Raw genomic sequence first — 16,883 nt, forward strand, 5'->3', positions numbered from 1 at the left:
TTTACTGAGTTACCTTTTTCATCCACAAAGTGTACTACCGCTACTTGTGATCCGTCTTTAACGTAGATAATTGATGTATCTTTCGTTGGATCTGTTGGTGTTGGTGGTACGTATCCTTTACTTAGATCGTTTGAATCAACTGGTTTCAATGGTTTTCCATCTGGTCCTACTGGTGTAGTTCCTGGGATTTGTGGAACGATTGGTGTTGTTGTTCCTGGTACCACTGGGTTCGTTGGATCTGGATCTTTAACTTTTGAACCATCTTGTGGATCATTGTTATAAGGTTTTGGATCTACGTTTGTATTTGCAGGAGGTGTGATTCCATCTGGAATTACTGGTACATATTTACCTACTGTTTTGTAGACTACATTTTCAGTAATATCTTTATCAGTTGCTTTAACGTCAGTTACATCTTTCTTAGAAGCTTCTACATCACCAGTTGCAACATATCCTGCTACTGCTGGAAGATCAGCTTTACCTGCTAATGTAGTTCCATTTGTAGCTACCCAATCTCCATAAGTGAATTCTTTTGTAATTGGATCGATTGTTACTGGGCGTTTGAATGTTACTGTGTTTGTAACTGTGTCAGCTGCTGGTTGACCTGCTTTAGCAGCGTCTTCAGCTTTTAGTTCACTTGTTACATCTGAGTATTTGTACGTAATTGTACGTGTTACTGTTTCTGAACGAGCATCTCTTAACTTATCAATCAAGTCTTTAGTCCATTTTGGTCCATCTGGATTGTTTGGATCAATTGGTTTATTTGGTTGAATTGGGTTATTAGGATCTACTGGTGTACTTGGATCATCATTTGGAACATTATCAGTTGGTGTAATCGTTACTGGTTTAGCTTTACGATATACTACTGTTTCTGTGATATCATCTGCTTCTGCCGCAACTGTTACCGCTGGTACTGTTGCTGTACTTACGATATAGTTTGCTACCGCTGGAATATCAGTTGCTGTTGGTGACGCTACTGCCACAAGTTCCTTCGCTGGTGTCCAATCTCCGTAAGTAATGTCTCCTGTTACTAAGTTAACATTTGCTGTACGTGTGAATTCTGCAGTTTGTTCTACTACTTTTTGTGCAACCGTTGCTGGATCAATTACTGGCGTTCCATCTTCGTATACATACTTGATTGTACGTTTTACAGTATCTTTGTTAACTAGGTTCTTAACTGATTCAGGCCATTTTGGTCCAGTTGGATTATTTGGATCTACTGGTTGACCTGGAACTGGAGTTACATCATTAGTTGGTACTACTGGAGCTGTCTTAGCACGTAGTTTAACTGTGTAAGTTTGATCTACATCAGCATTTGTATCGAAGCTATCAGTCGCTACAAATCCATTTCCATTATCTACTAACTCATAACCTTTCTTAACAAGCTCATCAATTTTCGCTTGAACCGAGGCACTCGCTGTAGTTGGGAATGCTGCTCCTGATTTACCTGTAATCGTCACTGGATCTGCAAGACCTGGAGTGATCACTTGGTTACTATCATTAGCATCTACTTCTACGAAGTTAACGATTGCTTTTTGGTCTCCTGGTGAGTAAGTAACTGTTACAGTGTAATCATCTGGATCTGATTCAGGGTTCACATCCGCAGTTGCTTCTACTTTAGCGTTGTCTGGTAAGTAACCTGGTACTGTTGGAGAAACTACATCATTGAATTTAGTATCTTTGATCGTTTTCTCTGCTGCACTTAATGTGATATTTTCACCTGTACCTGGTTTAGCTTGCTATTCACCATAGCTGATGATTGATTTCACTTCATCAGTAGCTGTTGGTTTGTTGACTTCACCTTGTACAAATTCAAACAATGTAGCACGAGCATCAACTTCAGCGTCACTTCCTACTGCGTTGTTGGCTAATACTGCTTTATAAGCATTGTATTCATTTTCGAACAATTTAGCTGTAGTAGCCATGTCAAGTGTACGAGTACGTTCGAATGTTAATACCTCTGTAACTGTCTTGGCTAACGCTTCCTCAACATGTTGACCTCTCTTATCAGCTGGAACATCCGTAGTATCTGCGTATTTGTATTCAATATGACGTGTTACTGTACGTTTGTCGTTAGTTGATAATTGCTCTTTTTTGTGACGTAGGTATACGTAGAATGTTTGGTCAACACTTGAATCTTCATCGAACTTACGTCCATCAGCTAATACTTTACCTTTTTCATCATTCTTATAGTCATCAGAATCTAGTTCATAACCTTTATCTGTATATTTCTTAATTGTATCTGCTGTGTCATAAGGAATTGTTGAAGCAGATTCACCAGATAATTTTTCAACACCATAAGTTGTTTTAGGATCTTGAGTTGTTCCTGTTGGTAATTCTGTCGCTTTAGTTCCTGATTGCGTTTCAAGTACACGTTTGTCGCCTTTTTCATCTAAGTCGATATAGACAACATTCGCTTTTTGTTTATCAGCTTTATAGTATACATATACATCGAAGTTATCTTGATCGTCTGCACGAACTACTGATACTAAAGGCTCGTAAGCACCTACGTTTACAGTATCAACAGTTCCACCTGGCGCTGATGGAGTATAAATACCCGCTGGTGTATTATTCGCATTACGAACGTAAGTTTGAACACCATTAGTATCTTTCTTAGTATACTCTGTTGCTGGCAATTGTACTTCTGCAGTGTATCCTTTAAGAACTGGTGAGATGATTGGTGTGAACTTAGCATTTTCATCATTAATTGGTTTCCATGCTCCGATAATCACTGTACCAGCTTTTAACTGAGTACCAGCTTTCACTTCGTCACCTGGTTGAAGAGTATTTGTGGTAATTTCTTTTTCAACCGCTTGGTTGTTTTCAGTAACAACACGTTTGATTGTAATTGGAGCATCAAGAGTCATTGCATTAGCAACTTTGATATCTTTTTCAGTTGCTCCATCTTTTTCCATAACGATGTAGTCACGGTTGTAAGTTAATGTTTGTTCATTTACTACCGGTTTATCATCGATTGTTAAGATTGGTTTCTTATCTGCAGCTGCTGTACTCTTATCACCTTCGTATACATAGTGAATCTTACGAGTGATTGTAGCAGATAAGTCTGGAGTTACGACTGGAGTATATTTAGCATGTCCATAGTCAGTACCATAACGTGATGTTACTTTATCTCCATCTACACGATTATTGTAATCTATATCTGGCTGTCTAAGTGTTACACCTGTACCAACACCAACGAATTTAGGATCTGGGGTAAATGTAACTTTAGCATCACCATAATTTCCATTTGCATCGGCAACTGATTCTAAAGTATATGTACCCTCGTTTTCAATAACAATTTTATTTTCTGTTATCGTTGTATAACGACGTGGAACAGTAGTTACTACACCAGTAGTTGGATCAACATGTGTTGCATTAGGTAGTGTTTCAGTCTGTAGACTTACGTATGTAGGAGCAGTCTTAGTACCTTTAAGGATAATGTCATTGTGGTTAACGTAGTCATTTCCTCCAAGAGTTACTGATTCACCTTTTTTATCAATCAATTTATCAACACTTGTTTCTTCTGCTAATCTTGGTGTGATATTTTGTGATGTTTTTGGTATGAAGTCACCTTTTTGTAGAGTAAGCTTCCATGTAGTTGTTTGGTTTCCACCATCAATTCGAAGTGGAGTAACTAATTTATCACCTTTTTCCAAATATCCACCAGCATTAACTGTAACTTCCGTACCATTTCTAAGTACTGTTACTTGAGCCGCAGCTATTGGTCTAGAGCCTTCAAGAATTGCTCCTGCTGGCACTTGGTTATCATTGAATGTTCCTCTAGCAATACGAACATTACTTACTGTTACACCACCTGAGCCTGTAATTACAAAGTTTTGAGTTTCAGCAATATTAGTATTTCTCGGCACCTTATCTGCTGGTTTAAACGTTTCTGTTCCACCATTTTCATAAGTAACTACTGTTTCTTTATCTACTTTAGTATCTTTAGTATACGTTTTACCTGGAATTGCTTTTTCAGTTGCAAACTTAACAGGTTGTTTTCTATCGATTAATACGTGTTCTTTAGAAACTGCTGATTCATCAATTTTAGAGTCAGTAATTGATTCTACTGTTCCATGATCTGGAATTTTTGGTGTTGCTGATTGAGGTTTACCTTGAGTGTCAGTTGTCATTTCATCTTTACCGACCGGTTTAATGTCAACTACAGTAGGGATGTATGATGTATCCATAGATTTATATCCATTTACACCATCATTACTATTTCCGTGAATCTTATCTTTATCAGCTAATAAGTCAGAAGTAGCAGAGTAATCGATTATTGGTTGTGTTGCTTCCCATCCTGTAGACGAGTTATTGTCATCCCATGCACGAACTGCAATACCACGAGCTGTACCTACATATCTTGGGTCTGGAGTGAATTCTATTGTTGTTTCGTATACCCCTGCTGCAAGTTCAGTATTTTTACCATTTTGAGTTGCATCACTACTTGGATTAATACGGTAAGTACCTACTTTATTTCCTGCTGTATCATATTCTGTATACTCAGTCATTAAGTATTCAGTTCTACCATTATTAGGGTTTACTACCTGAATAGCTGTACCTAATTCTTTATTATTTTTATCTTTAACTTTTACTAATGTACCTTGGTAAACTGTTACGTCATTTTTCTCAACATATACTGTTCCATTTTCTTTACGGTAGTTAGATGGTAATTCAGCTGTTGCTAAATCTACTGCTTCTGTAGATGCTACCATCTTATCTGTTAAGACAATTTTCGGCAGTAATTCTTTATTGTTGATTTGAGCCCAACGTTCATAGTTAGATTCTTTTGTCTTACCATTGGCAACAAACATACCTACTGTTGGTAATTTAACTTTTTGAACTTCACCTTGGTAGTTTTTTGTAGTGTGTTTTGTACCACGTGGGAAGTGAATTACGTGAGTTTGAAAGTCTTCTACTTCCCCAGAACCTGCTACTCCAGTAGGTTCCTGAATATCTTTTTCATCTAAAGCGATACGTAAACGTACTCCAGCTTTATCGATAGAAGTATCTAATAATTGTGGTGTGTTTTTGAAGACGATGTTATAAGTTTTCTTATCTGGTGTTACTGTAACAACTTCTGATGATTCGTTAGGATCAAATTTTCCATTTCCGTTGAAGTCTACCCACCCACGAATATAGGCTTTATCATTATTTAAACCTGTGTTAGCTTTAACTCCATAAAGAACGTAAGATGTGCCATTCGCTTGACGAAGTGTATAGTCATTACCAACTTTATTCCCTTGTTCATCAGTAGCTTCAGGGTCTATTAACTGTCCTAATCCTTCATCTGGAAGAGCACCCACACCAAGCGAACGAGTCGCGTGGTTATAGATACCGACTACAGGAATTCCAGTTTCTGGATTTGTTTTTTGTAGTATATCACCTTGTTTTACTTCTACCTGAGAACCATCAGCTTTTCTGATAACCGCATTACCATTAGCAGTAATCAAGAATGTACCTGTCACACCTTTTTGGTTTGTTACTTGAACTTGGTTAACAGGGTCTGTTTCTCCAGCGCCTAGTGATTCTTCATGATATTTTTCTGTATGAACTAAGTCATCAAGTACCCAATTTCCAGATTTTTCTTTCGCAGTTGAACGGAAGTCTGTATCTGCTGGTGTATCTCCTAAGTATGGTTGAGTCGCTGTTACTTCTCTTTTATTTACAGTTTTATTAAAGTTACCAATAATGTGTTGAGCTGAACCGTAAGACTCCGGAGCATCTCCTCCATCATAAATAATAAATCCTACAAAACCTGACACCGAACTTTGAGAATTCCCATAGAATGATAAGTTCTGAACCCCTTGTGATAAGGCTATAGGTAATTTGTTATTAGTATCTAATGCTGTAATAATCGATCCAAACTGCTTATTTCCATATACAGATTCTGGCATCCACTCTCTCGTTTCAAATCCACGATCCCCAAAATCTCTTCTATAGTTCGGGTTAGTGGCAAGATCAGATAACGTTACAGCGTTTTTGACTGGATTAGATAATTTATATTCCGTATAGTAGGTTGTTTTGTTACTATCAGTCCAAGCAAGTCTACCGTCAACCTCAGTGGCAGAATACATGATTGATCTACCGTAGTAATCTCGAGTAATTTGTTCATGTTTACCATCAGTTGTATCATACAATAATCTCTTTGTTTTATCATTAGGTAGTGGTTCAAAAGCAAATGTTTTAACCCCTGCTGGAAGAATAAAAGTAGCTCGCAATGTATCCCCACTTATTCCTGATAAAATTTTACGTCCTTCAACATCAAGGATTTGGCGACTTCGATCAGCTAGAGTAACCACTCTTCCTTCTGCAACTGTCGTAATTTTATTCCCATTTGCATCTTGAATAGAAGGGTGTTCCCCATTTTCATCGTAAATAGGACTATGTGTCTTATCTGACACAAATACTTTATAACCATCTGCTGTTTCATAGTAGAATTTCACAACTTGTTGTCCATTTTCTACTACAGTTGTTCTTGTTGGTTCTGCATTCGTATTGATAAAGATTGGATTTCCTTTTGAGTCAATATAGGTATTACCATTTTTATCTAATAAAACAAGACTTCTATTGCTGTCTTCAATAGCTTTCCCATTATTATCAACTCGTCTGTTATCCCAATGAACTTCCATGAACTTTTCCCAATTTGATCCATCTGTTTCAAACTGTGAATACTCTTTAGCTCCTGATTCATCAGCATCGGCAACGATAGCATTAACATCTACCGGCTGTCCATTATAAGTAGCAGATAAAGCAAATGTAACACCAAAGTTTGATTGGTCACGAGAGGAACTGATTGCAGTTAATCCTTCACGAAGAGGTCCCGTCGGATTCTCAGGTTTATCTCCTTCTTGAAATTCACGGTAAGTTGTAGCTATACCTGCCTTACGCAGATAACTATATTGTTTATCCTGAGCAGTCAGTAAGACATCAACATGCGCTCCTCCTCCATCAGCTGCAGCTGCCATTTGACCCATTTTACTAGTTACACCAACACCACCTACACCAGGATAATAGAAGAGTCTATTCCCTTCATCATGAAGTTGATCTCTAACTATCCTGTTAGTTTTTACTTCTTTTGGTGCTAGTTTCGTTACAGTAGCATTTAGAGTATAACCTTCTACACGAGTAGGTACAGAAAGTTTCATTCCTACTTGAAGAGCTTCATAAATTTCACCGTTATTTTGCGCTCCTCCACCGATGTAAATATGTTGTTCATATTTTGAAATACCCATTTTCAAATAAGTATCATCAGTAGATTTAAATTTAGTACCTTTTGTATAAGTAACACCATCTACAACATAATCTCTACCAAGAGTCACTTCACGATACATTTGGAAATATCCATCAAATGTACGTCCTGTAGACCCTGTAGTTGCAGTAAGATGTTTTTGTAATTTTCCGTCATTGTCTGTAACTTGAACAGCACTACTTTCACCTGCTTTAGGATTATATGTAGTATTCGGATCATAGTATCTAATAGGTGACGCTACCGAACCATCAGTATATGTAATCGTCGCCACAGCGAAGTTAAACCAGTTAATAGAATCTGAAAGTTGTTCTAGATTTTTCACCCCTGCTGTTGATACAATTGTATCTGCTGAATCAAATGTTACTGATGCCCCATTAGCATAAGTAACAGTGGCTGTCCCTGCAACTTCAACACCTGGGTTTGTAATTTGAACTACTTTAATTTTATCTTCAGAAGTTAAACCAGGGTTAGCTGTACGGATTTCTTTCTCAACCGCAGCTACTTCATAATCTGTTAATTTTGATGGATTTACAACAGGTACTAAGTTGATTGGTTTATTAGTAGCAGGTACTGTAGTTGTTTCCCCAGCCAACACCGCCTCAACCTTACCAATATGTCCTGCACGTTTCATCGTAGCGTAAACAGCTTCGATAGCAGTTGAGATACGTTGGAGTTGAAGATTCAATTGTTCAGCGGTAACATCTTTCTCGTTGAGAACTTTCTTAGATGCCGCAATTTCCACTTTGGCCGCTGCTACTGCAGCTGCAATTGCTTCTTTTCCAGCTTTATCTTCTGTTTTTTTATCCGCAAAGTTTGAGGCACTTGTGTTCAATACTTCTGCTTCAGATGTCAACTGTTCAAGGACAGTTTTAGTAGCAGTAATTGGATTTTCTGCTTTCTTTTCATGCTTTTTATCAACTTTTTCATCAACTGTTTTATCAACTTTTTTGTCTGTTGAAGGAGCAGTTAGTGTTGCTTTTTCTTTGTCAGATACTTCTGTTTTTTCAGCTGTAGCTGTTTCAGATGCTTTTTCATCCTTTTTAGATACTTCAGCAGCTAACTTCGCGATTTCTTCTTCGCTCAATTCTTTTTTATCTAGAACAGGAGCACCTGTTGTAGCTTCAGTAGCTGGCAAGGTCACATTAGCCGGAGTAGCTGCCGCCTCAGCATCTTTTGAAGTAGGGGTTACGGCTTCTGTTTTATTTTCAGTAGTTGCTTCTTCTGCCTTGGCAGTCGTTTGGGCAGCACCCAAAATCAAGGCTGTCCCCAACAACACACTCGCAGCACCAAAATGGTACTTACGAATAGAGAAACGTTGGCTTAAGCCATACCAATCAAAAGATTTATTTTTTTGTCTTTTTGATTTATACATAATGTTAACTTTCCTTTTTTAATTATGTAACCGCAAGTTACAATTACATAGTATATATTTTATCACAAAAACACTATCAGTTCAAGAAAAATAATTATATATATATATATATATATATATATATTAATAGTTTTTTTGTTGTTTTTGATTTTATCTTTGGTATTTTTTTAATTTTTTGATATAATAAATTAAAGTATAATTTCACTGGAGGTTCTATGCGTTTTAATCAATTCAGCTATTTAGCGCTATCTAGAGATACAATTATCTTTGAATTAAAAAAGTATGGATTTGATTTACCAGTCAACATTACAAATAAACAAATGCTTGAAGCGTTTCTTATTCGTTTCTTTTTTAATTTTAAAAACAGCTTCTATCCTCTATCCAGTTTAGCAGTTGATACAGAAACTGACTTATTGGCATTTTTTCAATCAGATAAAGAGTTGACTGCAGATATTTTTTATACTGTGGCTTTTCAACTTTTAGGCTTTTCTTATTTGGTTGACTTCGAAGACAGTGAAGTTTTTCGTAAAGAGACTGGATTTCCTATTGTATACGGTGACTTGATTGAAAATCTCTATCAGTTACTCAATACTCGCACCAAAAAGGGGAACACTCTTATCGACCAACTTGTCAGTGACGGTCTTATTCCTGAGGATAATGACTATCACTACTTTAACGGTAAGAGTTTGGCTACTTTTTCTAGCCATGATGTCATTCGAGAAGTCGTTTACGTTGAGTCTCGTGTCGATACTGACCAAAAAGGTCTACCAAACTTAGTCAAGGTCAGCATTATTCGTCCTCGTTATGACGGGCAAATCCCTGCTATCATGACAGCGAGTCCTTATCATCAGGGAACAAATGATAAAGCTAGCGACAAGGCTCTCTACAAGATGGAGGGCGAACTCGAGGTTAAACCTGCTCACAAGATTGAGCTAGAAGAACCTCAACTAAATCTCATCCAAGCCCAAGGTCAAGCCGAGCTTGTAGCAGAGGCGGAGGAAAAGCTAACTCACATCAACGCTAGCTATAGTCTCAACGACTACTTCCTTCCACGTGGTTTTGCTAATCTATATGTTTCAGGTGTTGGTACCAAAGACTCGACAGGTTTCATGACTAACGGGGACTACCAACAAATCGAGGCTTATAAAAATGTTATCGATTGGCTCAATGGTCGTTGCCGTGCCTTTACTGATCACACGCGCCAGCGTCAAGTCAAGGCTGACTGGTCAAACGGAAAAGTGGCCACAACTGGACTTTCCTATCTTGGTACCATGTCCAATGGTCTTGCGACTACAGGTGTCGATGGTTTAGAAGTCATCATTGCCGAGGCTGGCATTTCTTCATGGTATAACTACTACCGTGAAAACGGTCTGGTCACTAGCCCAGGTGGTTATCCAGGTGAGGACTTTGACTCCCTTGCTGAACTAACCTACTCTCGTAATCTCTTAGCTGGCGACTATATTCGTGGTAATGAGGCTCACCAAGCTGATTTGGAAAAAGTAAAAGAGCAACTGGATCGCAAGTCTGGCGATTACAATCAGTTTTGGCATGACCGCAATTATCTGCTCAATGCCCATAAAGTAAAGGCTGAGGTTGTCTTTACCCACGGTTCACAGGATTGGAATGTCAAACCACTTCATGTTTACCAGATGTTCCATGCTCTTCCAGCTCATATCAATAAGCATCTCTTTTTCCATAATGGTGCCCATGTTTATATGAACAACTGGCAGTCCATTGACTTCCGTGAATCTATGAACGCCTTACTGACTAAGAAATTATTGGGACAAGATACAAATTTCCAACTTCCGACCGTTATCTGGCAGGACAATACAGCTCCTCAGACTTGGCAGACTCTTGATGATTTTGGTAATCAGGAAAGCTCAGAAACTTTCTCACTTGGTCAAGAAGAGCAAGTCATTCAAAACCAGTACCCAGATAAGGATTTTGAGCGCTATGGTAAAACATACCAGACCTTTAATACAGACCTCTATCAAGGGAAAGCCAATCAAATTACTATTGACCTTCCTGTAACCAAGAACCTCCACCTGAACGGTCGCGCTCAGCTCAATCTTCGTATTAAATCTAGTACCAATAAGGGGCTCTTATCGGCCCAACTACTGGAACTTGGACAAAAGAAATATCTACAACCTTATCCAGCTGTTTTAAGTGCTAGAACCATTGACAACGGTCGCTATCACATGTTGGAAAATCTCTGTGAATTGCCATTTCGTGAAAATGCGCAACGAGTCGTGACAAAAGGCTATCTCAATTTACAAAATAGAAATGATTTACTGTTGGTAGAGGATATTACTGCAGATGAATGGATGGATATCCAGTTTAAACTGCAACCAACTATTTATAAGCTAAAAGAAGGAGATATTCTTCGTTTAGTTCTCTATACTACTGACTTTGAAATCACCATCCGTGACAATACCGCTTACCAGCTGACTGTCGATCTTGAACAGTCTAGTCTTATCCTACCTTGTCAAAAGGTATAATATCAGACTTTCAATATGGAACTATTTCCATTTGAACTGTTAAACTACACATAAACTTGGTATCAAATTCAATCCTAATCTAGACCTATGACATGTCTAAAACTGGATCTTGGACAAAAGATACTAAGACCCTAACCAACATGTGCAATCACTTATAATACTCGCTACCAGACCACATGTTGGATAATCTCTGTGAATTGCCATTTGGCATAAATTCACAACAAGTCGTGACAAAAGGCTAACCTAATTGAGTGATTTACTGTTAGTAGAGGACACCAATGTAAATAAACGGATAGAGAGCCAATTCATCTCCACCCAACTAGTGACAAGTGAAAAGAGGGAGATTCTCTCCGTTTAGTCCTATACTACTGACTTTGAAATCATCATACGTGACAATACCGCTTACCACCCGACTGACAATCTCGTTCAGTCCACGTTTTTTATATCTAGTACAAGGAGTAACATTTTATGAATAAATCTGAACACCGACACCAACTCATACGAGCTCTTGTAACAAAAAACAAAATTCATACTCAAGCTGAGCTACAAGCTCTTCTTGCCGATAATGATATTCAAGTTACACAAGCTACACTTTCGAGAGATATTAAAAGTATGAACCTTTCAAAAGTACGAGAAGAAGACAACTCTTACTACGTGCTCAATGCAGGTTCAACCTCAAAATGGGAAAAACGTCTCGAAATTTATATGGAAGATGCTCTTGTCTTGATGCGTCCAGTTCAACACCAAGTCCTACTAAAAACCCTTCCTGGCCTTGCTCAATCCTTTGGTTCTATCATTGATGCTTTGAGCTTCCCTGATGCTATCGGTACCCTCTGTGGCGATGATGTCTGTCTTGTCATCTGTGAAGATGCAGAAGCTGCCCAAAAATGCTTTGAAGAACTGAAAAAATTCGCTCCACCATTTTTCTTTGAAGAATAACAAAATTCCGTGTCTGATCTGGCACGGAATCTTTTTATCTATTTTACTGAGATGGATTGTCTTTTTTAGTTCGTGCCAATCTCAAGGCACGATTTGGATTGAGACGATTAAACAGTTCTTCCAATTTCTTTTCATTCCAAACGTCTGCGGCGGAAACGAAGTTGCCATCCGCATCTCGGAAAGATATCGGTTTATCTCCCATATCAGTCTCCTAGTCTACAAATTCAAACTCAAATTTACCAATGCGGACCAAGTCCCCATCCTTAGCACCACGCGCACGAAGGGCTTCATCAACCCCCATACCACGAAGCTGACGGGCAAATTTCATGACAGATTCATCACGATCAAAGTTGGTCATATTAAAGAGTTTCATGAGTTTTTCACCAGAAAGTACCCATGTCGCATCGTCATCACGGCTAATTTCAAAGGCTTTTTCTTCCTCGTCAAATCCATAGTAAGCTTCTTCTTCCATATCTGACTCGTCGTAGAGCAAGAATTCTGGTGTCTTATCTAACAATTCAGCTGTCGCATCCAAAAGCGTTGCCAGCCCTTGCTTGGTCAAACCAGATATTGGAAAGATAGCTGGTAACTCTTCAAATTCATCGTAGTTTTCAGCTAATTTTTTCTTAAATTCTACAAGATTTTCCTGACTCTCAGGCATGTCCATCTTATTAGCTACAATAATCTGTGGACGCTCCATGAGACGAAGATTATATGACTCCAGCTCCTTATTGATGGCAAGATAATCCTCATAAGGATCACGGCCTTCGCTAGCTGACATATCAATAATATGAAGGATAACACGTGTACGCTCAATGTGACGGAGGAACTGGGTTCCCAAACCAACACCTTGACTAGCACCTTCAATCAAACCTGGTAAATCAGCTACTGCAAAGGATTCACCTGATTGGGTACGAACCATACCTAAATTTGGCACAATAGTGGTAAAGTGGTAGGCACCGATTTTTGGTTTAGCTGAGGTAATAACACTTAAAAGTGTCGATTTACCTACAGATGGAAAGCCTACTAAACCAACATCCGCAAGGATTTTAAGTTCCAATTGTAACTCGCGTTCCTGACCTGGTTCTCCATTTTCAGAGATTTCCGGTGCAGGATTTTTTGGTGTCGCGAAACGAATATTTCCACGTCCACCACGACCACCGTGGGCAACGATAAATTCTTGACCATGTTCAATCAAATCTGTCAAAACCTTACCAGTCTCTGCATCACGAACGGTCGTACCTTGTGGCACTCGAACTCTAAGGTCCTCAGCACCACGACCATGCATCCCTTTGGTCATTCCTTTTTCACCAGAATCAGCCTTGAAATGACGGTTGTAGCGGAAATCCATGAGAGTACGTAGACCTTCGTCTACAACGAAGACCACATTACCTCCACGACCACCGTCACCACCCCAAGGACCGCCATTAGGGACATATTTTTCACGGCGAAAGGCAACCATACCATCGCCACCATTACCAGCCTTGACCTTAATCTTGGCTGTATCTAAAAACATACTCATTTTTTCTTCTCACTTTAAAAAAGGGCTGGGAAATCCCAGTCACAAAATTTTCTTGAATCTATTTTATAGATTACTGAGGGCACCAATTGCAGTTGCAAAAATACCCAAAATACTTGCTACTAACATGATAAGTACGATAAGCAAGGTTAATTTCTCAAACATCGTTTTTTTACGTTTTCCATTATCTCCAAATGCCATTTTTATCTCCTTCGTTACATTCTATTTTCTATTATCTTAGCATGAATTTAGCTAGTTTTCAATAGTCAGTTGCTACTGGCGCAATAATCCATAAAATGATATAAGCTACAATTCCTGCCCCATAACAAAATGCAAGAACACCCCATATTACACGAACAATAGTCGGATCAATATCAAAATAATTTGCGACCCCAGCACATACTCCAGCAATTTTTTGATCACTACCACTTCTCATCAATTGTTTTTTCATAGCTATTCCTCTTTCTATTCTTCACGGTCTTTCCAATAATCTCTGATGCTGATTAACTGTGTTTTTGAAGCCCTCAGCATTCGTCTAGAGCCTTTTACAGGCACAGCAACCACCTGTTGCGGTAGATACAAAACTGTCTTAAAGATACGCTGACTGACCGTATCATCTTTTGCTAAATCTTTCTGGAAGTTATTTGAAATAATGGCATCCAGATAAAACTCATGCACTCGTTTTCCAAAGTTCTCAGCTGAAATCTCGTACAATTTCTCTGATAAGGTATGCTCATCCATATCTGGAGTTGCAATCAGGGCTTCCAAAATAGCTCCAGCCAAATCATGTTCCCCATAGTACAAGGTTCCAAACATTTTATCACTGATAAGATTATCCAGATAAGGATTTCCATGAGCAATGACAGGCGTTCCACTGGCTAAGCTTTCCAAGTATGTCAAACCTTGCGTTTCACTTGTCGATGCCGAGATGAAGAAATCCGCCGCCTTATAGTAAAGAGCCGTCTCACTAGGAGCAATCATGCCTGTAAAGATGACGTAGTCTTGAATCTCTAGTTTCTTGGCTTGCTCTTTGAGGTCATCCAGATAAGGACCATCCCCAGCTACCACCAGTTTGACCTTGTCTTCTTCTTTCAGAACTTCTGCAAAGGCTGCTAGTACTGCTTGAATATTTTTTTCATAGGAAATTCTGGAAAGACTAAGCAACATCTTTTCATCATCTTGAATTCCTAGTTTAGTACGCAGTTCTGTCAAATTTTCCTGCTTGATTTCCGGACGCTCAAACTTAGCTAATTCAATCCCAGTTGGAATGACCCTTTTCTCAACCTTGACTTTATAGTCAGATAGCAAGTCTCGGACAATCTCACTCGGGCAAATCACCCCATCCACATCATGCAAAAAACCTCTAACCAGATACTTGACCATACTAGGACGAATCAACATCCCCTTGGCAATATAATGTACATAGTCTTCGTACTGGGTGTGATAGGTATGAATAACGGGAATCTTCAATTCACGCGCAATCCAAATCCCCAACAAACCAAGAGAAAATTCTGTCTGAGTATGGATAATATCCAGTTGATACTGTTTAGCAATTTCAAGCGCCTTACTGAATCCTCGATAGGCAAAGCGACGATCCTTAAAAGCAAAGAAAGGAACACTTGGAATGCGGATAATTTGCCAATCTTCATAACGATTGACATCCTTATCTGTCGTCGTAAAGATAAAAACAGCGTGCCCCTGCTTTTCAAGTTCTGTTTTCAAGGTCCGAATACTGGTCGCAACACCTGAAACCTGAGGAAAATAGGTATCTGTAAATAAACCAATTCGCATAGATTACCTCACTTTTTACTTTCTCCCTAAAGCGGCTTGTTTCTCATAAAAGTCCAACCAGATTTGTAACAGATGCTCTTCTGAATACTCTCTAGAAATATTCTTAGCTTTTTCTTTCAAATCTTTTAAAGCAGCAGGATTCGCTTGATATTCCAGAATAGCTTCTTTCATCTCTTCTCTGTCTGCTGTAGCCCGATAATTTCCCTCCAAAATCACCTTATAAAGATCCAAATCACGCAACATAATCGGAGCTTCACAACTAGCAGCTTCTAGGATAGTCATAGGAAAGAGTTCATTGTAACTAGGCAACAAGAAAAGGTCCGCTAGGGCATACAATTCGCGCATCCGCTCTGGCGATACAATACCTGGAAAAATCAAATTTTTAGGGGGATTCTCCATGATTTTCTTGTAACGTTCATAACCATCTGTCATACCACCAAAAGAGAAACCACCTGCCCAGATAAAGGTAATTTGGGGCAATTCCTCAGCCAGACGGATAAAATCGTCAATACCTTTGCGTTTCTGAACTTGACCAGCACCTACTACGATAAACTGATTATCACTAAGACCTAGCTCTGTTCGCAGACTCGCTACCTCTTCTTGTGGAAGGGGATGCCATTTTTCCTTATTGACAAAGTTAGGAATATAGGTCACTTTTTCACGTGGAATACCAGCTGCCACCAAATCCTCGATAAACATAGGATTAACCACAACCAAGTGCTCCATCCGGTTGTAAAAAGAAAATACATAGCGTTTGACAATTCCCTTTAAGAAAAATGGAATTTTCAAACTCCCCTCAAGTGTATCAGGCAAGAAATGCACATAGCCAATTTTTCTCCCTGAACGTTTCTTTTGGAATGTAGATAAATAATAGGGGAAATCAATCGTATGAAAGTGAGTCACATCTGCCTCGATTGGAAGATTTTCTGTAACAATCAATTGGTCCTTGGCATCACGGTGAAGAAGACGAACTAATTCACGGTAGGCACCTGAAACTCCTTGTCCTGCTACTTTCTCACTTGAACTCAACATATTGATGCGTAATTTCTTTTTTTCCATAGCTACTATTATATCATTTTCTTTGAATAAAATCAGCAAAAGAAAGGAGAGACTAGAGGAAAAGAGGGGGAAATTTCCTCGCTTTTCCAATAATCTCTCACATGCTTTTATTTGTTTACTTAATGCCAAGGGCAATGCGTGCATAGCGACTCATTTTTTCAACAGTCCAGGCTGGATACCAGACTAATTTAACCTCAGTATCCGTTACTTCTGGCACCTCTGTCATGGCATCATAAATCTGGTCTGTCAAAAGATCTGCCAGGGGACACCCCATGGTTGTCAAAGTCATATCAATCTCTGTTTGTCCTGTGTCGCCGTCAAAACGAATCTCATAAATCAAACCAAGATTGACAATATCGATTCCCAACTCAGGGTCAATAACTTCTTCCAAGGCTGATAAAATTCGTGTTTTGATATTTTCAATTTGCTCTTCTGTATAAGCCATATTCATCCTCA

At 38.8% G+C, this 16,883-nt stretch carries 10 protein-coding genes and 1 pseudogene; 2 read left to right on the forward strand and 9 right to left on the reverse strand.

Annotated features, from left to right (window positions below):
- Together NMM26_RS09655 and NMM26_RS04675 are read right to left on the reverse strand one after the other, a co-directional pair.
- Positions 1-1,595, reverse strand: a pseudogene (locus NMM26_RS09655) (hypothetical protein); the annotation flags it as partial.
- 141 nt (positions 1,596-1,736) lie between these two features.
- Positions 1,737-8,621 (reverse strand): GEVED domain-containing protein, encoded by a 6,885-nt coding sequence (locus NMM26_RS04675; RefSeq protein WP_254754263.1) that lies wholly within the window; start codon positions 8,619-8,621, stop codon positions 1,737-1,739.
- 215 nt (positions 8,622-8,836) lie between these two features.
- Between NMM26_RS04675 and NMM26_RS04680 the strand changes: the two genes are divergently transcribed.
- Entirely contained in the window at positions 8,837-11,119 is a 2,283-nt protein-coding gene (locus NMM26_RS04680) for a Xaa-Pro dipeptidyl-peptidase (RefSeq protein ID WP_254754262.1), read from the forward strand.
- Positions 11,120-11,587: 468 nt separating this feature from the next.
- Positions 11,588-12,058: an arginine repressor gene (locus NMM26_RS04685; protein ID WP_033681854.1), complete on the forward strand. Its 471-nt coding sequence runs from the start codon at positions 11,588-11,590 to the stop codon at positions 12,056-12,058.
- A gap of 43 nt (positions 12,059-12,101) precedes the next feature.
- Here NMM26_RS04685 and NMM26_RS04690 read toward each other — a convergent pair whose 3' ends face one another.
- The 7 genes from NMM26_RS04690 to NMM26_RS04720 form a co-directional block, all read right to left on the reverse strand.
- Positions 12,102-12,260 carry a hypothetical protein gene (locus NMM26_RS04690; RefSeq protein WP_007284777.1) on the reverse strand — a complete coding sequence of 53 codons (159 nt, stop codon included), beginning with the start codon at positions 12,258-12,260 and terminating at the stop codon, positions 12,102-12,104.
- Positions 12,261-12,269: 9 nt separating this feature from the next.
- Entirely contained in the window at positions 12,270-13,580 is a 1,311-nt protein-coding gene (gene obgE / locus NMM26_RS04695) for a GTPase ObgE (RefSeq protein WP_000061647.1), read from the reverse strand.
- A gap of 63 nt (positions 13,581-13,643) precedes the next feature.
- Positions 13,644-13,778 (reverse strand): DUF4044 domain-containing protein, encoded by a 135-nt coding sequence (locus tag NMM26_RS04700; RefSeq protein WP_000863852.1) that lies wholly within the window; start codon positions 13,776-13,778, stop codon positions 13,644-13,646.
- Between the two features lie 58 nt (positions 13,779-13,836).
- Positions 13,837-14,028, reverse strand: coding sequence for a PspC domain-containing protein (locus tag NMM26_RS04705; protein WP_162489588.1), 192 nt, complete (start codon positions 14,026-14,028; stop codon positions 13,837-13,839).
- A 14-nt stretch (positions 14,029-14,042) separates the two neighbouring features.
- Positions 14,043-15,368: a glycosyltransferase family 4 protein gene (locus NMM26_RS04710; protein ID WP_254754261.1), complete on the reverse strand. Its 1,326-nt coding sequence runs from the start codon at positions 15,366-15,368 to the stop codon at positions 14,043-14,045.
- A gap of 15 nt (positions 15,369-15,383) precedes the next feature.
- Positions 15,384-16,427 (reverse strand): alpha-galactosylglucosyldiacylglycerol synthase, encoded by a 1,044-nt coding sequence (cpoA, locus tag NMM26_RS04715; protein ID WP_239822214.1) that lies wholly within the window; start codon positions 16,425-16,427, stop codon positions 15,384-15,386.
- Positions 16,428-16,542: 115 nt separating this feature from the next.
- The gene (locus NMM26_RS04720; protein ID WP_000331925.1) at positions 16,543-16,872 is read right to left on the reverse strand and encodes a metal-sulfur cluster assembly factor; all 330 of its coding nucleotides are present in this window, start codon (positions 16,870-16,872) and stop codon (positions 16,543-16,545) included.
- Between the last annotated feature and the right edge of the window lie 11 nt (positions 16,873-16,883).

It is taken from the genome of Streptococcus sp. CF7_Ac1-8, from assembly GCF_024295435.1.
GTDB classification, from domain to species: Bacteria; Bacillota; Bacilli; order Lactobacillales; family Streptococcaceae; genus Streptococcus; species Streptococcus mitis_AP.